The 21,517-nt window shown below is 55.2% G+C and carries 21 protein-coding genes and 2 riboswitches; of the genes, 8 read left to right on the top strand and 13 right to left on the bottom strand.

What is annotated here, in order from left to right; genetic code table 11:
• On the top strand, positions 1 to 307 hold a 307-nt coding region (locus AC3WQH_RS02725; protein ID WP_492331894.1), incomplete at its 5' end, for a transposase.
• A 147-nt stretch (positions 308 to 454) separates the two neighbouring features.
• On the opposite strand, the gene AC3WQH_RS02720 is transcribed toward AC3WQH_RS02725, so the two are convergent.
• Positions 455 to 946 carry a YqhR family membrane protein gene (locus AC3WQH_RS02720; protein WP_005827239.1) on the bottom strand — a complete coding sequence of 164 codons (492 nt, stop codon included), beginning with the start codon at positions 944 to 946 and terminating at the stop codon, positions 455 to 457.
• A 136-nt stretch (positions 947 to 1,082) separates the two neighbouring features.
• Here AC3WQH_RS02720 and AC3WQH_RS02715 point away from each other — a divergent pair, with 136 nt between their 5' ends.
• Positions 1,083 to 2,018, top strand: a complete 936-nt coding sequence (locus AC3WQH_RS02715) for a DUF1385 domain-containing protein (RefSeq protein WP_025843718.1) — start codon at positions 1,083 to 1,085, stop codon at positions 2,016 to 2,018.
• A 35-nt stretch (positions 2,019 to 2,053) separates the two neighbouring features.
• Positions 2,054 to 2,407 carry a hypothetical protein gene (locus tag AC3WQH_RS02710; RefSeq protein ID WP_290426030.1) on the top strand — a complete coding sequence of 118 codons (354 nt, stop codon included), beginning with the start codon at positions 2,054 to 2,056 and terminating at the stop codon, positions 2,405 to 2,407.
• Positions 2,408 to 2,456: 49 nt separating this feature from the next.
• On the opposite strand, the gene AC3WQH_RS02705 is transcribed toward AC3WQH_RS02710, so the two are convergent.
• The 3 genes from AC3WQH_RS02705 to AC3WQH_RS02695 form a co-directional block, all read right to left on the bottom strand.
• Entirely contained in the window at positions 2,457 to 3,386 is a 930-nt protein-coding gene (locus tag AC3WQH_RS02705; protein WP_005827233.1) for a patatin-like phospholipase family protein, read from the bottom strand.
• Positions 3,387 to 3,564: 178 nt separating this feature from the next.
• Positions 3,565 to 3,993 (bottom strand): transcriptional regulator MntR, encoded by a 429-nt coding sequence (mntR, locus tag AC3WQH_RS02700; protein WP_005827231.1) that lies wholly within the window; start codon positions 3,991 to 3,993, stop codon positions 3,565 to 3,567.
• Positions 3,994 to 4,089: 96 nt separating this feature from the next.
• The gene (locus AC3WQH_RS02695; protein WP_005827230.1) at positions 4,090 to 4,653 is read right to left on the bottom strand and encodes an NADPH-dependent FMN reductase; all 564 of its coding nucleotides are present in this window, start codon (positions 4,651 to 4,653) and stop codon (positions 4,090 to 4,092) included.
• A 160-nt stretch (positions 4,654 to 4,813) separates the two neighbouring features.
• On the opposite strand from AC3WQH_RS02695, the gene AC3WQH_RS02690 reads away from it, so the two are divergent.
• Positions 4,814 to 5,824 (top strand): hypothetical protein, encoded by a 1,011-nt coding sequence (locus AC3WQH_RS02690; RefSeq protein WP_005827228.1) that lies wholly within the window; start codon positions 4,814 to 4,816, stop codon positions 5,822 to 5,824.
• Here the strand turns inward: AC3WQH_RS02690 and AC3WQH_RS02685 are convergent.
• Positions 5,815 to 7,476, bottom strand: a complete 1,662-nt coding sequence (locus AC3WQH_RS02685; protein WP_157179552.1) for a PAS domain-containing sensor histidine kinase — start codon at positions 7,474 to 7,476, stop codon at positions 5,815 to 5,817. The two genes, AC3WQH_RS02690 and AC3WQH_RS02685, sit on opposite strands and share 10 nt — an antisense overlap.
• Before the next feature lie 390 nt (positions 7,477 to 7,866).
• Positions 7,867 to 9,207 (bottom strand): M28 family peptidase, encoded by a 1,341-nt coding sequence (locus AC3WQH_RS02680; protein ID WP_290426079.1) that lies wholly within the window; start codon positions 9,205 to 9,207, stop codon positions 7,867 to 7,869.
• Between the two features lie 355 nt (positions 9,208 to 9,562).
• Here AC3WQH_RS02680 and dat point away from each other — a divergent pair, with 355 nt between their 5' ends.
• Positions 9,563 to 10,414 (top strand): D-amino-acid transaminase, encoded by an 852-nt coding sequence (dat, locus tag AC3WQH_RS02675; RefSeq protein ID WP_007785303.1) that lies wholly within the window; start codon positions 9,563 to 9,565, stop codon positions 10,412 to 10,414.
• Positions 10,415 to 10,496: 82 nt separating this feature from the next.
• Here the strand turns inward: dat and AC3WQH_RS02670 are convergent, their stop codons facing one another.
• From AC3WQH_RS02670 to gcvT, 5 genes are all read right to left on the bottom strand, one after another.
• A complete protein-coding gene (locus AC3WQH_RS02670) occupies positions 10,497 to 11,327 on the bottom strand; it encodes a lipoate--protein ligase family protein (RefSeq protein WP_005827220.1) in 831 nt (276 codons plus the stop codon).
• A 76-nt stretch (positions 11,328 to 11,403) separates the two neighbouring features.
• Positions 11,404 to 12,477: an undecaprenyldiphospho-muramoylpentapeptide beta-N-acetylglucosaminyltransferase gene (murG, locus tag AC3WQH_RS02665; protein ID WP_026557057.1), complete on the bottom strand. Its 1,074-nt coding sequence runs from the start codon at positions 12,475 to 12,477 to the stop codon at positions 11,404 to 11,406.
• A 106-nt stretch (positions 12,478 to 12,583) separates the two neighbouring features.
• A complete protein-coding gene (gene gcvPB / locus AC3WQH_RS02660) occupies positions 12,584 to 14,056 on the bottom strand; it encodes an aminomethyl-transferring glycine dehydrogenase subunit GcvPB (protein WP_005827216.1) in 1,473 nt (490 codons plus the stop codon).
• Complete coding sequence (gene gcvPA / locus AC3WQH_RS02655) at positions 14,049 to 15,401, bottom strand: aminomethyl-transferring glycine dehydrogenase subunit GcvPA (RefSeq protein ID WP_005827214.1); 1,353 nt, start codon at positions 15,399 to 15,401, stop codon at positions 14,049 to 14,051. Before gcvPA ends, gcvPB begins: the two co-directional genes overlap by 8 nt.
• A gap of 43 nt (positions 15,402 to 15,444) precedes the next feature.
• The gene (gene gcvT, locus AC3WQH_RS02650) at positions 15,445 to 16,548 is read right to left on the bottom strand and encodes a glycine cleavage system aminomethyltransferase GcvT (protein ID WP_005827212.1); all 1,104 of its coding nucleotides are present in this window, start codon (positions 16,546 to 16,548) and stop codon (positions 15,445 to 15,447) included.
• 91 nt (positions 16,549 to 16,639) lie between these two features.
• Positions 16,640 to 16,756: riboswitch (glycine riboswitch) on the bottom strand.
• Positions 16,757 to 16,853: riboswitch (glycine riboswitch) on the bottom strand. It abuts the riboswitch before it with no gap.
• Between the two features lie 220 nt (positions 16,854 to 17,073).
• Here gcvT and AC3WQH_RS02645 point away from each other — a divergent pair.
• The 3 genes from AC3WQH_RS02645 (at position 17,074) to AC3WQH_RS02635 (ending at position 20,885) form a co-directional block, all read left to right on the top strand.
• Positions 17,074 to 18,774 (top strand): DEAD/DEAH box helicase, encoded by a 1,701-nt coding sequence (locus AC3WQH_RS02645; protein ID WP_005827210.1) that lies wholly within the window; start codon positions 17,074 to 17,076, stop codon positions 18,772 to 18,774.
• A gap of 36 nt (positions 18,775 to 18,810) precedes the next feature.
• Positions 18,811 to 19,932: a YqhG family protein gene (locus tag AC3WQH_RS02640; RefSeq protein ID WP_197187709.1), complete on the top strand. Its 1,122-nt coding sequence runs from the start codon at positions 18,811 to 18,813 to the stop codon at positions 19,930 to 19,932.
• Between the two features lie 110 nt (positions 19,933 to 20,042).
• Positions 20,043 to 20,885: a hypothetical protein gene (locus AC3WQH_RS02635; RefSeq protein ID WP_492331893.1), complete on the top strand. Its 843-nt coding sequence runs from the start codon at positions 20,043 to 20,045 to the stop codon at positions 20,883 to 20,885.
• A gap of 113 nt (positions 20,886 to 20,998) precedes the next feature.
• Here AC3WQH_RS02635 and AC3WQH_RS02630 read toward each other — a convergent pair whose 3' ends face one another.
• Both AC3WQH_RS02630 and AC3WQH_RS02625 read right to left on the bottom strand, forming a co-directional pair.
• Positions 20,999 to 21,253 carry a YkuS family protein gene (locus AC3WQH_RS02630; protein ID WP_005827202.1) on the bottom strand — a complete coding sequence of 85 codons (255 nt, stop codon included), beginning with the start codon at positions 21,251 to 21,253 and terminating at the stop codon, positions 20,999 to 21,001.
• A 36-nt stretch (positions 21,254 to 21,289) separates the two neighbouring features.
• Complete coding sequence (locus tag AC3WQH_RS02625) at positions 21,290 to 21,451, bottom strand: YqzE family protein (RefSeq protein ID WP_005827201.1); 162 nt, start codon at positions 21,449 to 21,451, stop codon at positions 21,290 to 21,292.
• Positions 21,452 to 21,517: the final 66 nt, after the last annotated feature.

The raw sequence follows: 21,517 nt of genomic DNA, 5'->3' as shown, positions 1-21,517 counted from the left end.
TCCAGCGATCAATTTGCTTCAAGGGTTTGATCTTACGGGAAGCCATATTGTTGGTGACAAAGCCTACGGCTCAGAAGCCATTCGGCATTGGATTACGGCTAAGCAGGCAGCGTACACCATCCCGCCTAAAGCGAATAATAAAAATCCTTGGAAAGTGGATTGGTACCGCTATAAAGAACGGCACTTGGTGGAGTGCTTCTTCAATAAAATCAAACATTTTCGACGAATCGCTACTCGTTACGACAAGCTGGCCAAATCATTCCTAGCGTTTGTATATGTCGCGTCCATCTTTAAACTAACTCAATAATGAGTTTTCAGACACATCCTAATGAAACATTTTACCACAAGCCATTCCCTGCACAACAGTAGGATGCAAAAATCGGCTAACATTGCGAATCTTCCGACTCTGGCAAACGAGAGGGGGCGATCCGCTCCCCTAGCGTTTTACACCGTGTCACTGCTCCTCGTCCGAATGCTCCAGGACGAGTGTCATGCCGATGAACAACCCGTAAGACAAATACCAGGCACCTTCCGTGCTCAAGGTTCCTACTTCCCAATTCCCTATGCGAAAGAAGAATCCTGCAATCGCAAGCAAGATCGCGCCGTAGAGAAGTCCGGTCCACCAGGCGCGCATTTGCCCGAACAATAAGGAAAACAGGAAGCTTGCCAGAACCGTTTCCACAAACAGCACAATCGCCCCGAGCGCTACACCTGTCAGGCTGTCCTCCTCGAACCCGGTGAGCAGCGGCCGGGCAAACGCGCCGAGCCCGTACGGCGTCAAATTCAGGAAGTGCGCGAGCAGACGAATGATTCCCCATACAATCGTTCCCCAAAAAGCAAGCTCCACAATTTTCGCGCCCGCCGCCGGCTTGCGCCCCTCTTTGCCGCGCTCTTTTGGCTTGCCCCACAGCTCCTTGTGCCTTCGTGCAGCTTTGCCTGCTACCATTTCGTATCACCTCACACGTAGTATGTGCTGTTCCCATGTTTTTCACTAACTGTTTACATTTCTTGGCGATGCTTGAACTCCTTGTAGCTTCAAGGCCCGCTTTCCGTTAAAATGGAGGGTAAGGAAGGTGATTGTGTTGGCTCAGCAAAAAGTACCCAGCTACGGCGGTCAGGCCGTCATCGAAGGTGTGATGTTCGGCGGCAAAACGATGACCGTAACGGCTGTTCGCAAAAAAAATCATGAGATTGAGTATTTTGAAGCCCCGCGCACGGAATATAAATGGATTACTCCGCTGAAAAAAATTCCGTTCATTCGCGGCCTGGTCGGCCTGATCGAAGCCAGCGCCAACGGGGCCAAACATCTGAACTTCGCCTCTGAACGCTACAACATGGAATCCGGAGAAGAAGTGAGCGAGGGCCCTTCGAAACTGACGATGATTCTGGGGGTCGCCCTTGTCGGTGTGCTCTCCTTCCTGTTCGGTAAATTCGTCTTTACACTCGTTCCCGTTTTTCTCGCCGATTTTCTTTTGGGCAGATGGGTGCCGGATGGAGTTCCGCAAACGTTGGCAGAAGGCGGCTTCAAAATTTTGCTGCTGCTCGGCTACATCACAGCTATTGCGCAAGCCCCGCTCATCAAGCGGCTCTTTCAATATCACGGAGCGGAGCATAAAGTGATTAACGCCTTCGAAGCCGGGGTAGAATTAACAGTAGCGAATGTGCAAAAATTTTCCACCTTGCATTACCGTTGCGGTAGCAGTTTTCTCATTTTCACCGTGTTCGTCGGTGTCGTGATCTACTCGCTGTTCAGCTACGACTCCCTGACTGAGCGGGTCGTGCAGCGCATCGTCCTCTTGCCGCTCGTCATCGGGGTTTCCTACGAGGTCCTGCAGTGGACAAACAAGCTCCGCGACACGCCTGTTTTGCGCTACCTTGGCTATCCGGGGCTGTGGCTGCAAAAAATTACGACACGTGAACCGGATGACAGTCAGGTCGAAGTAGCCATCGCTTCTTTCCAGAAGATGCGGGAGCTGGATCTTCAGCAGGTTCAGGGGAAAATGGCTACGACCGGATAACGTGAGGCATTCTTATTCCCATTGAGGTGAGGCCTATGTTACGTCGCATTCCACCCGTGATTTTGATGATTGTGCTGCTCGCCATTTACGGATTTTTGTTGACCTTCATCCGTGACCCGATCAATACGCTGATTATTCTTGGCTTGTCAGCGGCTCTGTTTTTGATCGTCCGCAACTATTTGCGCACGGGCTCCTTTTTTCCGAAAAGCGCAGGACCTGGCAAGCCGAAGCAACAAAAGGCAAAAGCAAAACCTCCGGTGATGCGACAAGCGCACAAAAAGCAATCGACGGCCTCCAGAAAAGAGCATCCGTTCCGCGTGATCGACGGCAACAAAGGAAAATCGAAAGAAAAACAGGACGAGAAAGCGCAAAACAACATTTCTCACTGAAAGCAAAAACAGGTTGCCAAAGCGGCGACCTGTTTTTTGTACCCGTTTGCTAGACCAGGTGTTTCGGGGACGAAAAGCGAAAGACTTTGACGTATTCTTCGAAATCCCAGCGCTGCAAAAACTGCTGGGCTGCCGCTTCTCCCGATGCGTACAGCCGCTCGCGCATCTCTTTGGACAACTGAAATTGCGTGGTCCGCACGCCGAGCGTATGAATGAACACCGTCCGGACCGCGTGCGCTTTGTCGACGTACAGCCTGTCGTGGGCATCGAGCATCGTCGCCAACAATCCGCGGGAAAAGGAAAACAAGCCGGTGATCTTTTTCTGCTCCCGTTTGTCCTGGTCGTCCGAGAGCCGGAACCCGATCGTCGGCCACTGCGGGATCCCCGGCACGTCGAACAGCCAGACCGGATAGTTGCTCAGCAGCGCTCCGTCCACGATATAGTGCGTGTCGTTGCCGCTTTTCAACTGGGCCGGCTGAAAGAAAAACGGAATCGAGGAAGACATGCGCACCGCTTTGGCAACCGAAAAGCTGTCCGGATCAATGCCGTAGCGCGGAAGATCGTCAGGCAGCACCGCCATTTTCTGCGCAGTGACATCGGAAGCGACGATTTTCAGCTTTCCAGGCGGCAAATCGCCAAAGGTGCGCACTCCTTTTCGCAGCAGCAACTCTTCAATGAACAGCTCGATTCGGTCGGCGCGAAACACCCCTTCCCGCACGATCAGCTCGTAAATCGGCCCGATGAGCGGAAGCCTGCCGATCCCCGCCCGATGCAAAAAGTGAAGGTAATCCAGCTCGTCAAAAATCGGCTTCAGCTCCTGGCTGTTGTACCCTGCGCTGAGCAGGGCGGCCACGATCGAGCCTGCCGACGTGCCGGCCAGCTTCTCCCACACATATCCGTTTTCCTCCATGACTCGCAAGGCGCCGATAAAAGCGATCCCTTTTACGCCTCCGCCTTCAAAAACCGCGTCCGCCTTCAACCTGTCGCCCCCTTCCCCAAAAACGCTCTACTACCAAATATAGGGCGACAGCTCATCCGTTAGGATTAGAAAACAGGGTTCGCTTTCGTTTTTTTTTTGTGCAAACTCGGTCCTGCCCGCGTCCGTTTTTCAGGCAAAAGAAAAGCGCAAGCCTGATTCGCTTGCGCATTGTAGATGCCTATTCTTCTTTTTGCTCCTCTTCCAGCCGAATCCGGCGAAGCTCCTCCATCCGGTTCGGGTCAGCCTGAAAGTATTGCACAAGATATTCCAGACAAGTAATGGATTCCCAGCTCAAGTGGTGTTCGATCCCTTCGACATCCTGGTAAATGTGCTCTTCGTCAACGCCAATGACCCGCATGAACTCTTCGAGCAGGCTGTGGCGATCCACCAGACGCTTCCCGATCTTTTTCCCTTTGGGCGTCAACACGAGGCCACGGTATTTTTCATACACGAGATATTTGTCTTTATCCAGCTTTTGAACCATTTTCGTGACCGAAGAGGGATGTACTTCCAACGCTTCAGCAATATCGGAGACACGAGCATAGCCCTTTTCTTCAATTAAGCTGTAAATACGTTCCAAATAGTCTTCCATACTCGGCGTCGGCATGTGAACCCCTCATTTCAAACCATATTTCTTCCGTCCAAAAAAGGCACGTAGAAATATAATACCTTTAAATGAGAACGATTAGCAAGAGAAACCTGCCTATTGTAATTGTTTTTCTGCTTTCTGGTTCATCAAATTGACAAATTCAACCAATTGCTGGCCAAGCGTCTCCATCCGCGCCTGCAAGCGCTCGTCTTTCAGCTTGCCTTCCGGCGTGAAGGCGTTGTACGCGCTCGGAATGCTCGGGCTGGCTGGCAGCGGCCATGCGTGCAGATTGCGCATAATCAGTTGCAGCGTGTTGACGGTGTTGGTAGCGCCCATGCTTCCTCCGGCGACGCCAACCAACGCTACCTGCTTATCGCGCAGATGGCGGCCTTCCAAAAAGTCGAGCGCATTTTTCAATGCCCCGGTCATCGTCCCGTGATACTCAGGCGAACCGATCACGAGGCCATCCGCTTCGGAAATTTTTTGCACGAAGCGATGGACTACTTCCGGATATGTCGACGCGTCTTCCCGATCGTCGTAAATCGGCAGCTTCCAGTCTGCCAGGTGAATCATTTCAATATCAGCACCTGCAGCCTTCGCTGCATCGAGTACAATCGCTACCGCTTGCTTCGTCGTGGAGCTCTTGTTCATGCTTCCTGCGATTCCTACAATTTTCATTCTGAAGTCACCTCATGCGCTCTGCTTTTACTGGTATGTTTTTCATTATAATCCATATCGTCATACTTTGTAAACGAAAAAGTCTGTTTAATATTCCCTGTTCTGAACAAGCCTTGCCTGGACATACACATGTAGCAAGTTGGGAATAAGGATGATGCCTATGGACAAAGTCGCTTGGCAAATCGCCATTCTTTTTGCCGGGTCCGCACTCGGAGGACACTATCTGGGCGGTTATGAGTGGCTCCGTTTCTTCACCTATTTCGGCTCCTGGGGGACAATCGGCATCGTGCTCGCTAGTCTTGGGATCGGGTGGCTCAACCTGCAACTGTTGGGCTTTTGCCACCGCCATCATATCCGCTCGCTCTATGAGCTTTACCTGCGCCTGTTCGGCGAAGCGTTTGCTTCCAGCCTGTCGGTCATCACGCATCTGTTCCTGCTTGGGTATGTCGGCGTCATGCTCGGCCAGCAGTCCGCATCTCTCATTGCAGGGCTGTCTCCGATCTGGGTCCTCTTATTGTCCCTCATCGTCACGATCAGCTTTCTGTTCAAGCGCTGGCAATGGATTTTCACTGGGACGGGAATATGCCTCGTGGCCGGGCTGTTGTTTTTCGGCTTGCTTTTTTTGCGGCAGCCGCATGTCCCGATTCCGAATCTCGGCTATCAAATGAATGGAAACTGGCTCATTCACGCCATTTTTTTCCTGGCTCTGCACTTTTTGCTTACGCTCGCTGTACTGCTGCCCTTCGCGGGACGGGCAAGCCAGCCCCAATCGCTTCGGCTCGGGCTTGGCGTCGGTACGGTTGCCGTCTCTCTGTTTTGGCTGCTCGGTCAAGCTGTTTTGCTCTCCCACTGGCATGATATTCACGCCTCGCTCTTGCCGGTAAAGCTGATTTCCGTACAGCTTCTGTCCGGCGGCGAACTTGTTTTCGCGCTGCTCGCGCTGATTCAGGGAGGGGTGCTGTCAGCCTTGTTGCTCTATTCGCTCGCCCACCCTGTCACAGAGCGCCACCAGTTGCAAATGGCGCCGCTGCTCTTGGTCATGCTGCTTGCGGTCAGCCTGTTTGCCGTCCTGTCGATCGTTCTTCCGTGGAGCGTCTCTGTCGTGGCGAGCGGAGCCACCTACTGCGGCTTGTTTTTGATCGTCTGGTTCGTCTGGAAGCGTCAGACCTGACTTGCGCTTTTCACGCATACCGGCAGCACGATGCTGACCGTCGTTCCTTTTTGCCGCTCGCTTTCAATTTGCAGGCTTCCGCCATGGTCCTCCAAAATCCGCTGGCTGACCATCAGGCCGAGGCCCGTTCCGTTTTCCTTCGTCGTGTAAAAAGGCTCGCCCAGACGCGGGATGCGCTCGGGATCAATTCCGCAGCCGTTGTCCCTGATGCTGATCTGAATGTGCTCCGCGCTCACCTGCTGGCCCTTCACGTAAATCTCGCCTCCGTCGGGGAGCGCCTCCATCGCATTTTTGCATAGATTGAGCAGCACTTGCTTGATCTGATTTTCCTCACACGAAATAAGCGGCAATTGCTCGTCAATCGAAGCGTGCATCTGGATGTTTTTCAAATTGGCCTGGCTTTCCAGAAGCGAGAGCACATTGCGAATCAGCTCGGACAAATCTTTTGGCTGAAAACGCACCGCTTGCGGCTTGGCCAAAACCAACAGCTCGCTGACAATCAGATTGATCCGGTCCAGCTCAGAGAGCATGATCTGGCAGTAGTTGCGCTGCGCGCCTCCCACCGAAGCGTCGAGCAACTGGATAAATCCGCGCAGCGACGTCAGCGGATTGCGGATCTCGTGCGCAATGCCTGCCGCCAACTGGCCGATGGCAGACAGCTTGTCTGATTGGCGCAGCATCTCTTTTGTCTTCGTGATCTCAGACACATCGCGCGAGACGATCAGCATGCTGTCGCCCACTCCGTCACTGTTGCCCACAGGTTTGAAGCGCGACTCCACATTGACCCAATGCCCCTGGCTGTGCTTCAGCCGATAAAAGGTCGTCGCTTCCTCTTCCTTGCGCCAGCACTGTTTGAAAAGCTCGGTGACTCTCTTCTGGTCTTCCGGATGAATAATCATATGTATGACGGCAGGACCCATTCTGGTCATTTCCTCGCACGAATACCCCAAAAACGTCGCGTGCGCATTGGACACATACGCGACGCTTCCGTCCCGCTTTACCAAATAGATCATTTCGCTCATGTTTTCCGTAATCAGGCGAAAATGGGCCTGGCTCTCCTGCAACTCCTGTTCGATCTGTTTTCGCTGGGTAATGTCCCGGGAGCAGCAAATGACCCCTGTTACTCGTCCCTGCTTGTCCAAAACAGGGCCGTACGACAGCGAGACATGCATGAGCGAGCCGTTCTGGTGCCGACGGACTGTTTCATAGCCGACAATCGCCTTTCCCCGCAAAACTTCCGCATGGTACTGCTCCATCTCCGCGCGATATTCTTCGGGCACACACGGAATCGTTTTGCCGAGCAGGTCAGACGTACTGTAGCCGAACTGTTCCACGGACGCCTGGTTCACGTGAATGAATTTTCCGTCCAGATCCAGAATCGAGACTGCATCCGGAGTCTGCTGCAAAAATGCATCAAGTAGCTCCTTGGCTTTATCCAGCTCTCTTCTCAGCCGCGCCAGCTCTTCCTGTTCCCGCGTGTGCTGCCCTCCTTCCCTCGCCTGTTTGTACATGCGGTAGCACGGAATCGTCAGCAGCAGCGCGTACAGTAAGTTCAGCGAAAAGAAAGACCACAAATCAATTCTCTCGGGATAGTGGCGCAGCAACAGTACGCTGACTGGAATCCAGCCGATGATGAGTGTTAACGAAAGCATAAAACTACTTGAGCCTATTGGTATCATCACAACCTCCGCTGTTCTTTGCTGAGTAGTATGGACTGTCGTAACTAGCATGGATTGGATTGAATATAATTTTCAGAAATATGTAAAAACAACAATATAGACTGGACGAACTTTTTTAGGATTCTTAAAAATTATAAACTTTTTTCCAATGTGTGGCTATTCCTTGTCATTCGACATATTACGACAAAACGCAGGCAAAACCCCAACAAAACACTCCTTCATGGCTAAAGTTCGCGGTGCGGCCAGAAATCAGGGCACATCCCCTTGTGTTCGCTTGTTCTTCAGCAAAAAAAGCGCCCTCCCGAGGACGCTCCACCTCTTCGTTTCCCGCACTTGTTCCATCGCTCAACACGCAGCAGCGCACTACTGAAAATCTTCCTCCGGCTCGCCCTGTCCGGTCGTCTGTCCTGACGGGATCGGATAGGCCGGAGTCGCCGTGTCCGTTATGTTTCCGACCGCGGAAAAAATCATTTGCGCCGCTTCGGCGAGCTGCTCTTTTTCTATAGTGGCGGGCACATCTCCCGCTCTGTCTGCCTCACCCGCCGCTTTTTGCCGCGTGACGAGCACAGCGGGAATGCCTGCCACGGTCAACGGCGCAAGCTCCCTTTGCTGCTCTGCACGCGCGACTTCCAGCGCAGACTGCTGTGCTCCCGCTTCCGCCAGCAAGCCAGTCGCCAGAACGGCTTCCCGGCGCCCGGCGAAGGCCGTTACGTCTCCGCTCCGCCCCACCGCATCGACGTAGTAGGCGGCGACGATTTTTTGCCTGTCCTGCTCGGTCAGCGATTCGCTGAAGGCCCACTGCCCGCGCTGGCCCGCTGTCACGGCGCCAAAGCTGACCAGTTGCACCTCGGTATCGAGCTGGCTCTCGGACAGCTTGCGGGCGACCTCAAGCATGACTGCCACGCCGGAGGCATTGTCATTAGCCCCTGGCGACGAAGCGGCTGAATCGTGGTGGGCGAGGATGAGCACGCGCTGGCCTGTTGCCGCCTCTGTCGGCTTTTTCGTCGCGATGATGTTGTAGGCAGTATGCCGCCTTGTCACGCCGCCCTCGACCTTCACAGTGGCTCTCAGCGGCTGTTTCAGCGCCCGCTGCCGGAGCAGTTGCCCTTCCTCCCGCGACAGGCCGATGACCGGAACTGACATGTCCAGCGGCTCGCCCAGCGACGCCCGCCATTCCCCCTCGCGATCGTTCCAGACGATGACCGCCACGGCTCCGGCGGCAGCGGCCTGTCTGACCTTTTCGCCAAACGGAATTTCCCCGCGCTTGACCAGTGCAATTTTCCCCCTCGCCGCGCCGCTGGCAAAATCAGCGGCCCGGCCATAGCCCGCATCGACCAACTCTGCCGTCTGCGCGCCGTTTTGTCCAAACGTCAATGGCAGCGCCGCCCAGCTCCGCTCCCAGCCTTCGATCGCCAGAGACAGGCTCGCGGGCTTTTGGTACGTATGATAATAAAAAGGCTGCAAGGCAGTCTCATAACCGTATGAGCGCAAGGCATTCTCCACATATACCCCTGCGGCAAATTCCGTCTCGGTCGCGGCTGGTCTCGCTGTTTTCGCCAGGCGCTCCACATGGCTGTACAACAGATCGGCATCCATCCCTGTGCGCGCCTGATTCGCATATGCCTGCGGCAGCGCGAAAGACAGCGGCAACAGGCTTCCCCAAACAAGCAGTGCTCCTAGTGCGTAATGACCGGCGGATCGCATGGCATTCTCCCTTCTTCCTGATGCGGTTTGCCTTTATTATGGGCCGCCCTGCCAAACAGCGTCTAGTCAGAATAGTTAGTCAAATACCAGCACGCGCCGTCAGCGGCGGACAGCTTTCGTTTTCCTTCTGCCCAAATCGGCTCGCAGGCACATCTAGTCTTCGCCGAACGCGTCGATTTGTCGAGACGGCGGCGCCTATATGAAAACTTAATAGAGTAGCGCTTCTCCCCGCTAAATAATTGATAGCGGATTTTCCGTTTTCAAATTGACCCTGCGCAGTGCGATTTGCTACTGTTGTATCAAAATCATAAACCGTTGGAAAAAAGCGGATGGAACCACTAGAGGAGGACTCACCATGCTATATGTCGATGGCAAATGGGTTGAAGAGGGGCAAGCGGCCGTTCAACCGGAAGATCGCGGTTACAACTTTGGGGACGGCATTTACGAAGTCGTACGAATCTACAAAGGGCGCCTGTATCAGTGGGACGCGCATCTGACGCGGCTGTTCCGCAGCGCCCGCGAGATCAAGCTTGCGCTGCCGTGGAGCGCTGAAGAGCTGACCCAGTTGGCCAAAGAACTGCTTTTGAAAAACAACATCACCGAGCAGGACGATGCGACTCTCTACTTGCAAATTTCTCGCGGCGCAGCTCCGCGCATTCACGATATCCCGAGCGGCATCAAGCCTGTCATCATGGCTTTTGTCCGCCCCAAAGCCCGACCTGTAGAGGACTTGAAAAAAGGCTGGACAGCCCAACTCGTCGAAGACATCCGCTGGCTGCGCTGTGACATCAAGACGCTGAACCTGCTGGGAGCCGTACTGGTCAAGCAGTACGCGAAGGACGCCGGAGCGCAAGATTCGATTTTGCACCGCAACGGCATCATTACAGAGTGCAGCTCGGCCAATCTGTTTGCGGTAAAAAACGGCGAGCTGTACACGCATCCGGCTGACCACTTGATCCTGCACGGCATTACCCGCCAGGTCGTCCTTGATCTGGCGAAGGCAAACGGCATCGTCGCCCACGAGACGGTTTTTGACATCGCCTTCCTGAAGCAAGCCGACGAGCTGTTCCTCACCAGCACGACAGCGGAAATCATGCCGCTTGTATCCGTCGATGGCGAGGCCGTTGGCAACGGACAGCCCGGTCCTGTCACAGCGAGGCTGCAAGCTTTGTTTGAACAGCACATTCACGACAGCGTGCTCGTCTAATTCGATTGATTCCATAAAGAAAGCTCTCCTGACTGGCAGTACGCCCAGGAGAGCTTTTCGCGTATGTTCGCCAACAAACAGCCTAGCGGCGCAAATTCCACTCATCCGTCGCATAGCGCGTCCGGGCGAGCTCCTCCGCCAATGCCAGTTCCTCGTCTGTCAACGCGGACGGCACCAGCTCCACTTCCAGTCCGGTGGCGAAGCCTTTGGAAAACGCTTCAATCGCTTCCTGCAAGCTCACAGGCCGCGGGCTTACCTCGTTGATCGTCACCGCTTTTTGGCGGAAGCTGTCCATCATCCGCTGCTTGACGCGGTCCGACGGGAAGTGCAGCAGCGAGAACAGCAATTCGACGTCCATATCGAGCAAAATGGAGCCGTGCTGGAGGATGACGCCCTTTTGGCGCGTCTGCGCGCTGCCTGCGACCTTTTTCCCTTCCACGACCAGCTCATACCACGATGGCGAGTCGAAGCAAGCGGACGAGCCTGGAGAGGTGTACTTTTCTTTTTCCTCCTCGCTCGCAAGCGACACCATCTCTGCTGCCAGGCCGAGGTTTTGAAAGCCGTGCAAAAGGCCGAGACTGATGATTTTGTACGCCTCGGTGACGCCGGACGGCATCCGCGGATGCTCCTCCGACACGATCACGCTGTAGGTCAGCTCCTGATCGTGCAAAACGGCACGTCCTCCTGTCGCGCGGCGGACAAAGCCCAGCCCGCGCTTTTGCACTTCCTCCAGATTGATTTCCTTGATCGCCTTTTGAAAATAGCCAATCGACAAAGTAGCCGGGTCCCACGTGTAAAAGCGAACGGTCGGGGGCACCTTGCCCTCGCTGTGCAACTGCAAAATCGCCTCGTCCACAGCCATGTTCATCGCCGGAGACATCGCTTCCGTCACGATATAGCGCCACTGTTCCATCGTATGTACCTCCCTACTCACAACACCTTCATTTTACGCTTCTCCCCATAGGACGGCAAGGCTTGGATCGGCTGCATCAACGAGCCGTCTCCTCGATGATCGCCATGACCTGCGCCAGCGCGTCCTGCTGCTTTTCGCTTGCGGCGCGCAGCTTCTCCGTAATCGCCGGACGCTTTTGCTGCAAACGGTCCAGCGCCCGGATCAGGCTGTCTGCGCTCAACGCTTCCTCTTCGAGCACCTCGCAAAAGCCTTGCTGCTCAAAAGAGCGGGCATTCAATATCTGGTCTCCCCTGCTCGCCGCCCGCGACAACGGCACGAGAAGCATCGGCTTTTGCAGTTGCAAAAACTCGTAAATCGCATTGGAGCCTGCGCGCGAGACGACGAGGTCGGTCATCGCCAACAGGTCAGGCAGCTCGTCCTGGACGTACTCGAATTGCCGATAGCCGTCCCGCTTCAGGCTGTTGTCCAACTGATTTTTGCCGCAAATGTGCACGACAGAAAAACGCTTGGTCAACGCGTCGAGCGTGCCGCGAACGGCTTCGTTCAACCGCCTCGCCCCCAGGCTGCCGCCCATGACGAGCAGCACCGGTTTGTCCGGGGAAAAGCCGCACAGCGCAAGCCCCGCTTCCTTCCGGCCTGTTTTCAGCTCGTCGCGAACGATCGCCCCTACATGTGTCCCTTTGCCCTTGGGCAAATGCTGGAGCGTATCGGGAAACGTCGCGCACACTTTAGCGGCAAAAGGCAGCGACAGCCTGTTGGCGAGTCCCGGCGTCAGATCGGACTCGTGCAGGACGACAGGCAGCCCATTCAGCCAGGCGCCAAAGACGACGGGCACGGAGACGAATCCTCCTTTGGAAAAGACGACAGCCGGCTTCCAGGCTGCGAGAAAGCGGTAAGCTTGCCAGGCGCCTTTGCCTACGCGCAGCGGGTCGGTGAAGTTTTTCCAGTCGAAATAACGGCGCAGCTTGCCTGTCGCAATGCCGATGTAGCGCACGCCGTCGAGCCTGCTGACCAGCTCCCGCTCGATCCCTGTCGTCGAGCCGATGTAGGCGACCTCCCAGCCTTGCTGCAAAAAACGCGGGATGAGCGCGAGGTTGACGGTGACGTGCCCCGCGGAGCCGCCGCCTGTAAATACGATCCGTTTGTTCATCATTGGTTCTCTCTCCCCGAAATGTCGGATCAATCCCATCTGTTCATGATAGCATCATTCGGAAAGAAAAACCGCCCTGTAAAAAGGCGGCTTTTCCAAAAGAGAGCTATTGTGCTTGCGGCTGGTAGCGCAGAATCGGCTTGCGCGCCGCTGTCGCTTCGTCCAGACGTTTGACCACGGTTGTGTGCGGCGCTTCCTGTACAAGCTCAGGCGTTTCCTCGCACTCGCGGGCAATTTGCAGCATAACGTCGATGAACTCGTCGAGCGTTTCTTTCGTTTCGGTTTCGGTTGGCTCAATCATCAGGCACTCGTCGACAATCAGCGGGAAGTAGATAGTTGGCGGGTGATAACCGAAGTCGAGCAAGCGTTTGGCGATGTCGAGCGTGCGTACGCCCAGCTTTTTCTGGATCACGCCAGACAAAACAAACTCATGCTTGCAGACGCGGTCATACGGCAGATGGTAAGCCGTAGCCAGACGGCGCATCATGTAGTTCGCGCTGAGCACCGCATTTTGCGACACTTGCAGCAAGCCTTCCGGACCCATGGTGCGGATGTAGCTGTGAGCGCGCACGAGAATGCCGAAGTTTCCGTTGTAGCCTTTTACGCGGCCGATGGAAGCCGGACGGTTGCTGTCCCAGTAGAAGCTGCCGTCTTCTTTTTTCGCCACGATCGGCGTTGGCAAAAACGGTTCGAGAATCTTTTTCACGCCGACAGGGCCAGCACCTGGTCCGCCGCCGCCGTGAGGGCCTGTAAACGTTTTGTGCAAGTTGAGATGCACCACGTCGAAGCCCATGTCGCCTGGACGGGCAATGCCGAGGATCGCATTCGCGTTCGCTCCATCGTAATACAAGAGGCCGCCTGCTTCGTGGACGATTTTCGCCATTTCCACGATGTCTTCCTCGAACAGACCGAGCGTGTTCGGGTTGGTCAGCATGAGTGCCGCTGTATCAGGGCCTACGGCATCGCGCAGCGCCTGAATGTCTACCAGGCCGCGCTCGTCAGAGGCAATCGTGACGGTGTCCAGTCCTGCTACCGCTGCAGAAGCCGGGTTCGTACCGTGCGCGGAGTTTGGCACGATGACTTTTGTGCGGTGGCCTTCGCCGCGGCTCTCGTGGTACGCGCGGATCATCATCAGACCTGTCCACTCGCCTGCTGCCCCCGCAGCCGGTTGCAGCGTAACTGCGTCCATCCCGGTGATTTCAGCCAGCTCTTCTTGCAGGTTGTACAAAAGCTCCAGTGCGCCTTGTACGGTTTCTTCCGGCTGGTACGGGTGCGTCTGCGCGAAGCCTGGGTAGCGGGCAACGTCTTCGTTGATTTTCGGGTTGTATTTCATCGTGCAAGAACCGAGCGGGTAGAACCCGTTGTCTACCCCGTGGTTGCGACGGGACAATTCGGTGTAGTGACGAACCAACTGCAGCTCGGATACTTCCGGCAGTTCAGCAGGAGTTTCGCGGATGAGGTGCTTCGGCAGCAGGCTTGCCACCTCTACCTCTGGTACATCCAATGCCGGCAGATTGTAGCCCACACGGCCCGGTTTGCTCATTTCAAAAATCAGTGCTTTTTCCTGGTCGTTACGCACGTGTGATCGCCTCCAATTCAGCCGCCAATGTGTCGATTTCTTCCTTGGTCCGCAGCTCGGTTACCGCAAGCAGCGTATGGCCCGCGTATTCCGGGTAATCCAGTCCCAGATCGTAGCCGCCGATGATGCCAGCGTCAAGCAGCTTTTTGTTTACTTCTGCCACCGGCTTGGACAGTTTGACTACGAATTCGTTGAAGAATGGAGCGGCAAAGACCACTTCCAGACCTTTTGCCTGCAGCGCTTGCTTGGCGTAATGCGCTTTTTGCAAGTTCATCATCGCCATTTCCTGTACGCCCTGTTTTCCGAGCGCAGTCAGGGTGATCGCAGCCGCCAGTGCCAACAGAGCCTGGTTGGAGCAAATGTTCGAAGTCGCTTTTTCACGACGGATATGCTGTTCACGAGCTTGCAGCGTCAGTACGAAACCGCGCTTGCCGTTCTCGTCTTTGGTTTGCCCGACGATCCGGCCTGGCATTTTGCGCATCAGCTTGGTAGTCGTTGCGAAATATCCGCAGTGTGGTCCGCCAAACGATGCCGGAATGCCGAACGGTTGCATATCGCCCACCACGATGTCAGCGCCCAGTTTGCCTGGCGCTTCCAATACGCCCAGCGCAAGCGGGTTGGAAGAAACGATGAACAGAGCGCCTTTGCCATGAGCAATCGGCTCGACCGCTGCCAAGTCTTCCACGTTTCCGAAGAAGTTAGGATATTGCACGATAACGGCCGCTGTGTTTTCGTCAATCAGCGCTTCCAGAGCTTGTGTGTCGGTTACGCCGTCGTTGTTGATGCCGACTTCAACCAGCTCTACGCCTTGACCGTACGCGTATGTTTTCAGAACGCCGCGCGCTTCCGGGTGCACAGCACGGGAAACGATGACGCGCTTTTTGCCAGTGTGACCAGCCGCCATCATCGCCGCTTCTGCCAAGGAAGTCGCTCCGTCGTACATGGAGGAGTTCGCTACTTCCATTCCGGTCAGTTCACACACCATAGTCTGGAATTCAAAAATGGCTTGCAGCTCGCCCTGGCTGATTTCAGGCTGGTAAGGCGTATAGGCGGTAAAAAATTCTCCGCGCAGCAACATGTGGTTGACTGTGCTTGGCGCATAGTGCTGGTAAACGCCAGCACCCAAAAAGTTGACGTGCGTGCTGAAGTTCACGTTTTGATTAGCCAGACGCGTGAAGTATTTCACCAGATCAGGCTCGGACAGAGCTTCCGGAATGTTCAGCGCCCCTTTGAAGCGCACTTCTTCCGGGATGTCTGCAAACAGTTCTTCTACACTGGAAATGCCAAGAGTTTCGAGCATTTCGCGCTTGTCCTGATCGGTTTGGGGCAGGTAGCGGTATTTCACGAACGTTGTCCTCCTCAAAATAGGATGTATAGTGGGCGATTGCTTAGTTTTTCGGACGTTTATAAAACGGAGCGGCGACAACCTCTGCTTTGAGGCGTTTTCCGCGAATTTCCACTTCCAGTTGGGTGCCAAGCGCCGCATGTTCGCTTTTCACGAGCGCCAATCCGACGTTTTTCTTCAAGGTAGGGGACTGCGTGCCTGTCGTCACTTCGCCCACCAGCTCTTCGCCGACGTAGACCGGATAGTGCGTGCGCGGAATGCCGCGGTCGATCATCTCGATGCCGACGAGCTTGCGCGGCGCGCCGTTTTCTTTTTGCGCCTTGAGCACCTCTTGGCCGATGAACGGCACTTCTTTGTCCACCTTCACCGCGAAGCCGATGCCTGCTTCAATCGGCGTGATGTCCTTGCTCAGCTCCTGGCCGTACAGCGGCAGCTTCGCTTCGAAGCGCAGCGTGTCGCGCGCGCCAAGTCCGCAAGGCAGAAGCCCGTCTTCCTTGCCCGCTTCAAGCAACGCGTCCCACAGTTCAGCGGCACGCTCTGCAGGCAGGTAAATTTCAAAGCCGTCCTCGCCTGTATAGCCTGTGCGGGATACCAGCGCGGAAATGCCAGCGACCTCTACGTCGCGCTCGAAACGGAAGAAGCCGATTTTCGACAGGTCTGTGGCGGTCAGCTTTTGCAAAATCGACTCGGCCAAAGGCCCTTGAATGGCGATTTGCGCCGTTTGCGGCGAAATGTTTTCAATCGTGACACCCGGAATCAGGTGCTCTTCCAGCCATGCAAAGTCTTTGTCAATGTTTCCTGCGTTGATGACAAGCAGGTAATGGTCGTCCGCGTATTTGTAAACGAGCAGATCGTCGACCGTACCGCCGTCCGGGTAGCAGAGCACGCTGTACTGCGCTTGCCCGACAGCCAGCTTGGACACGTCGTTGGTGGTGACGCGCTGCAAGTATTCGAGCGCACTCTCGCCTTTTACGTCTACTTCTCCCATGTGGGATACATCAAACAGACCTGCTTTCGTCCGAACGGCTTCGTGCTCCTGGCCAATGCTGGAAAACTGTACAGGCAGCTCCCAGCCGCCGAAGTCGATTGTCTTGGCGCCGTATTTTGCGTAGGAATCAAACAGTGGCGTTCTTTTCAGATTGGACATGTGTGGCACCTCCCAAAAACTGTTAGTCGGCATTTCTCCCCATGAAAAAACAGAGGCGAAAAAACGGGTACACCAAAAGAACGGTGCCCATTTCTCCTCCTCTGTCCTTGGTACCTGAGAGTTACCTTGCCAATCAAGCGCGGCGGGGATCACCGCGCTTGCAAGTTTCCCCTTTGGTGGCTCCGATTTCGAGCTCTCTCCAGAGTTGCGTCCAGTAGAGGTTCTTTTGCCTGAGAGATTCACCGTTCCCGGCTTGCTCCTTCGGCGCTGCAGTGGTTCGCGCAGTCTCTCCCTGCTACTATCATTCGCGTTGGTTAGATGGTCATACATAAGTTTTTGCTATGATTTCCATACTAATGAATGAACTTCCTCTATATCCTACCATGAGAGTCCGCCGTTGAAAATATGCAAATTAACAGTCAGATCAAGAAATACTTAACAAAATGATGAACACGATCATAAATGTTAAGTTTTTTGATAAAGCGCATGAAAGTTATGGCAGAGCTGTGTAAAGGAGTAACGTATATGCCGAATATTCCTGTTTCATTTGACACGAGCTGGATATCCCCGCTGACGGAGCGAATGCACGAAGACGGCCCCTGGGACAAGTGGGAGCTGTTCAAGCTGGCGCTGGAAGCGGAAGAGGCCATGGCTGTTCGCGAGTTCGATCAGTTGCAATGCCTGAAATACTTGCCGCTGCTCTCCCCGTTTCCCCACCAGTTGCAAACGGCGGAGCGAGTGCTCAACGACATGCGCGGACGCGCGATCCTCGCCGACGAGGTCGGACTGGGCAAGACGATCGAAGCCGGGCTGATTATGAAGGAGTACATGGTCAGGGGTCTGGCGAAAAAAATTCTCGTGCTCGTCCCCGCCTCCCTCGTCATCCAATGGACGAAGGAGTTGCAGCAAAAATTCGGGATTCCCGCCGTGGCGCAAAAAAAGGAGTACATGTGGCGGCAGCATGAAGTCGTCGTCGCCTCCATCGACACGGCGAAACGAGATCCGCACCGCCGCCACGTCCTCGACATCGACTACGACATGCTGATTATCGACGAGGCGCACAAGCTGAAAAACAAGCGGACGCGAAACTATCAGTTCGTGAAGGAAATTCGCAAAAAATATTGCCTGCTGCTCACGGCTACGCCGATCCAGAACGAAATGGACGAGCTGTACAACCTGATTAATTTGTTGAAGCCGGGGCACCTCGGCCACTCCACGTCGTTTTCCTCCAATTACGTCGAAGGAAAGCGACAGTCGAAAAACAGCGACAAATTGCGCGAAGAAATTGAAAAGGTGATGATTCGCAACAAGCGAAGCGACGGCGGCATCCAGTTCACCAGTCGCCGCGTCCAGTCGATTCCGATTGAGCTGTCGCAGGAAGAGATGGAGCTGTACGAGGGCGTCACCCGCTTTGTGCGCGACCAGTACCAGACAGGAGCTGGCCTGTTCAACTCGCTCGCCTTGATTACGTTGCAGCGCGAGGTTTGCTCCAGCAAGGAAGCCTCGTTCATGACGCTGTACAACATGCACCAGCGCACCAGCGAAGACTCCCCCCTGCGCGGCCGAATTTTGGAGCTGGTGGAGATGATTAAGCGGATCGAGACGCATTCCAAGGCGGCCAAAACGGTCGAGCTGATCCAGGAGATCAACGACAAAGTCATCATTTTCACCGAGTACCGGGCGACGCAAAACTACCTGCAAAAATATTTGCATGACCACGGCATTACTTCTGTGCCGTTTCGCGGCGGCTTCAAGCGCAGCAAAAAAGACTGGATGACCGATTTGTTTCAAAACCGCGCGCAAGTACTGATCGCCACAGAGGCTGGCGGGGAAGGGATCAACCTGCAGTTTTGCAACCAGGTCATCAACTACGACATGCCGTGGAACCCGATGCGCGTCGAGCAGCGGATCGGCCGTGTCCACCGTCTCGGCCAGAAGCGGGACGTGCACATTTACAATTTGTCCACCGTCGGCACGATTGAGGAGCACATTTTGAAGCTGCTGTACGAAAAAATCGACCTGTTCGAGATGGTCATCGGCGAGCTGGACGACATCGTGGAGCGGCTGAATCTCAACTCGTCGCTGGAAGAAAATTTGACGCAGATCATCATGGATTCCAAATCGGCCCGCGAAATGGCGTTGAAGCTCGACAACATGGGCCACGCCATCCGCGCCAGCAGACAACAGCACGCATCCCCTGCCCTGTCGGAAGCGGCAGAGCAGTAGCAGAAAAAACGCACACAAGAAAAGAGGTTTCTCCTGATGCAAGCCAACCAGGTCAGGCAATTTGTAGAGCGCTACCTCGCGACTTTTTCCGCGCACATCGTCGAAGCCCACCCGGATTACTTGACGGTCAAGCTTCCGGTCGAGGTCGACAAGGATATCGGCAACCGCCCGTTTTACTGGAGCTGGGTCGACAAAATGAACCTGGCCTACCAGCCGCTCGTGCTTACCTTTGCGTTTCACCCGGACCGGATGCCGGACGGGCTGCGGGCCGAGCATCTGCATCTGGGCGCTGCGCGCATGCAGCAAATTTTTGCCTCGGCGAAAAAGCACGGGCGCTTTTTATGCATGTACGAGCAAAATACCGCTTCCTTGCCAAGCACCGGCAAGCGTCGCTCCACGCCGCTCGTTCCCTGGCTCGGGCTCAACCTGAAAGTATCGCTCATCTGCGACAAGCGGCGCGACATCATGCTCTATCTCGGGATCAACCTGCATCAGCCGCGCCTCGTGCACGACTTTTCCTCGTTTTTGTTTCAGTTGACGCTTGCGCCCGCGATCCCGGACTACTTTTACACGCTCGACCGGAAGCTGTCTGTGGAAGACGCGCTGGAGCTGGCCCGGCAGGAGGTCGATGCGGTCATCGCGCAGGAAGACCAGGAGTGGGCCGTAGAGGCGCGGGCGCGACTGACGGAGGAGCTGGACATCCTCGCCGCCTACTACGAAGAGCTGGCCCGACGAGAGCCGCCTGCCGAACAGAGCGAGACAGAAGCAGCCGAGGCGGAAGCGGTAGAGTCCCCGGAGCAAAAAGCCTCGATCCCGCTGCCTGCGCGCGACGCCGTCCCCGCCAGGGAGGCTGTTGTCGAAGCTGCGCAGACGCTTGACGAATACCGCTCTTCCGGCGGGCGAATCCTCGACTTTTTACGTGCCAATGGCGTCCAGGTGACGCCGCGCGAGGAAATCAACCAGGAGGAATGGAAAAAAAGCACGCCGGAAGAAGAAAAACAGCGGCGGATGGACGAGCTGCGCTGGCAGTACGAGCCGCGCATCGAGGTTCATTTTATTAACGGCGGACTGTTTTACTTGCACTCTGCTCCGCCTGTCATTAAAGCGCATCCGGCAAAAACGGTGCGCCATCTCCCCGCATCCGGGCGAATCATGTAAAAGATCAGCGAGAAGAAGTCCTGCGGAACTGACAAGTTGCAACAAATCTTTTTGCCATAGCTGGTTACAATAGGAATAAGCTTAGCCTGTACAAAAGGTGGTGCATGTTTGTGACCAGACGATTCCTCCCCCTTCTCGGGGTGCTCTTGTCTTTTGCGTTGCTCGCCTGGCCTGTCCACGCAGAGGAGAGCTGGGACAGAGAGTTTCACGCCCAAATCCAGACGTGGATGAACGAACTCGCCAACCGCGATCCGCAATTCAAGGAGTGGCAAAAAGCCGATACAGAAGTGCAGACGCTCGGCCCGAATCAACATCAGTGGCTGGTCAGCATCAAAAAAACAGACAGACAGGTAGGGTACCTGGTCGTGGGAGAGGCCGCCGAAGCGCCTGCCCAGGAAAAATTCGTGCTGTTGGAATACGGGGTCGGGGAATACATTTTGTTCGACGATGCCTTTGCCCCGCGGGAAATTGCCGCAGAGCCTGTCTACGACGGATTCGCTTCCCACTGGCTGATCGCCCGCCAGTCGTCGCCGCAACTGGTGAACGCCAAAACAGGCGAAGCGTACCCCGCTTCCTTCGCCGCAAACGAGCCAGTCTTTCGCAGCCTGGCTGCGCAAAATCTGGTACAGACCGGGCAGCGGCTGACAGGGACGCGCATCCTGCAAGGGACGCAAAAAGATCCGTTCGACCAGATCGGCTGGGTCAGCCAGTTGTACGGGGACAGCGCAATTTCATGGCCGCAGTTGTGGCAGCAGCAAAGCGATGCACCCGTGACGCTGACCGTTCCGCTGTACCACTCCCAGGTGCTCGCCCCGTTCGTCGTCGGCTCGCTTCATTTGTGGAACGATCAAAATGCTTACGTGGGAGTATGGGATGAAGGACTGCGCTTTGTCCCCTACGCTTACGCTGACAAGGTCGGAAAATTTTACGTAGCGGGACAGCCGCAGAGCTGATCCGTCGCTTTTGGCAAAAAAACAAGCTCCCTGCCAGTCGCTGGCGGAGAGCTTGTTTTTGATTGGGCTGCGCATGCTTGTCTAGCGAAGGCGCAGCCTTTGGCTTTTTTCGATCAATGATGATCGGTTGGGGAAAGGCGTTCGTGTACGGCATGAAAAACTTCATTGGCCGTCATTCCCTCTGCATTGATTACCGACGCACCTGTAATCGTCTTGTTCTGATCGCCCAAGACGTTTATATCCTGACCCGTAATCACGATCGCGTCGACCACCTGTTGCCAGTTTCCCAAATCGACGACATCATAGCCGTTATCGCACAGCATTTTGCGAATCTGGGAAAGGGACTTTTCTACCGCTACTCTCGCCATACGCACCGCACCCTCCGTCCGCTTACCAAGGTAGGATTATTTGCGCCACAACAGCCGGATCGACATAGGGATCGCCCCGAACCAGCGTGCCGACCAAGGCTCACGCGGAGCCTTTCGCTGACGCCGTTCATCTTTTGGCGTATCCATGTACTGGACAAACAATTTCGTCAGGTACTTCAAATACTCTTGAAAGGACATCGCACGTGACCTCCTTCGTACTCGCAGATACACGCCGTCTTTTTTCCGGCAATAGCGCTGTCCTTT

The organism is Brevibacillus sp. FW301-21C12A (assembly GCF_058788915.1).
The sequence above is the reverse complement of the archived record's forward strand: the minus strand, read 5'-3'. Positions and strand labels throughout refer to the sequence as shown.

What these genes read in the sequence shown, in the direction of transcription:
- dat (WP_007785303.1), top strand. Translation starts at nt 9,563, where the DNA reads ATGCTATATGTCGATGGCAAATGGGTTGAAGAGGGGCAAGCGGCCGTT.
- AC3WQH_RS02710 (WP_290426030.1), top strand. Translation starts at nt 2,054, where the DNA reads ATGTTACGTCGCATTCCACCCGTGATTTTGATGATTGTGCTGCTCGCC.
- AC3WQH_RS02670 (WP_005827220.1), bottom strand. Translation starts at nt 11,327, where the DNA reads ATGGAACAGTGGCGCTATATCGTGACGGAAGCGATGTCTCCGGCGATG.
- AC3WQH_RS02695 (WP_005827230.1), bottom strand. Translation starts at nt 4,653, where the DNA reads ATGAAAATTGTAGGAATCGCAGGAAGCATGAACAAGAGCTCCACGACG.
- AC3WQH_RS02625 (WP_005827201.1), bottom strand. Translation starts at nt 21,451, where the DNA reads ATGTCCTTTCAAGAGTATTTGAAGTACCTGACGAAATTGTTTGTCCAG.
- gcvT (WP_005827212.1), bottom strand. Translation starts at nt 16,548, where the DNA reads ATGTCCAATCTGAAAAGAACGCCACTGTTTGATTCCTACGCAAAATAC.
- murG (WP_026557057.1), bottom strand. Translation starts at nt 12,477, where the DNA reads ATGAACAAACGGATCGTATTTACAGGCGGCGGCTCCGCGGGGCACGTC.
- AC3WQH_RS02680 (WP_290426079.1), bottom strand. Translation starts at nt 9,207, where the DNA reads ATGCGATCCGCCGGTCATTACGCACTAGGAGCACTGCTTGTTTGGGGA.
- AC3WQH_RS02690 (WP_005827228.1), top strand. Translation starts at nt 4,814, where the DNA reads ATGGACAAAGTCGCTTGGCAAATCGCCATTCTTTTTGCCGGGTCCGCA.
- mntR (WP_005827231.1), bottom strand. Translation starts at nt 3,993, where the DNA reads ATGCCGACGCCGAGTATGGAAGACTATTTGGAACGTATTTACAGCTTA.
- AC3WQH_RS02630 (WP_005827202.1), bottom strand. Translation starts at nt 21,253, where the DNA reads ATGGCGAGAGTAGCGGTAGAAAAGTCCCTTTCCCAGATTCGCAAAATG.
- AC3WQH_RS02640 (WP_197187709.1), top strand. Translation starts at nt 18,811, where the DNA reads ATGCAAGCCAACCAGGTCAGGCAATTTGTAGAGCGCTACCTCGCGACT.
- AC3WQH_RS02645 (WP_005827210.1), top strand. Translation starts at nt 17,074, where the DNA reads ATGCCGAATATTCCTGTTTCATTTGACACGAGCTGGATATCCCCGCTG.
- AC3WQH_RS02720 (WP_005827239.1), bottom strand. Translation starts at nt 946, where the DNA reads ATGGTAGCAGGCAAAGCTGCACGAAGGCACAAGGAGCTGTGGGGCAAG.
- AC3WQH_RS02685 (WP_157179552.1), bottom strand. Translation starts at nt 7,476, where the DNA reads ATGCTTTCGTTAACACTCATCATCGGCTGGATTCCAGTCAGCGTACTG.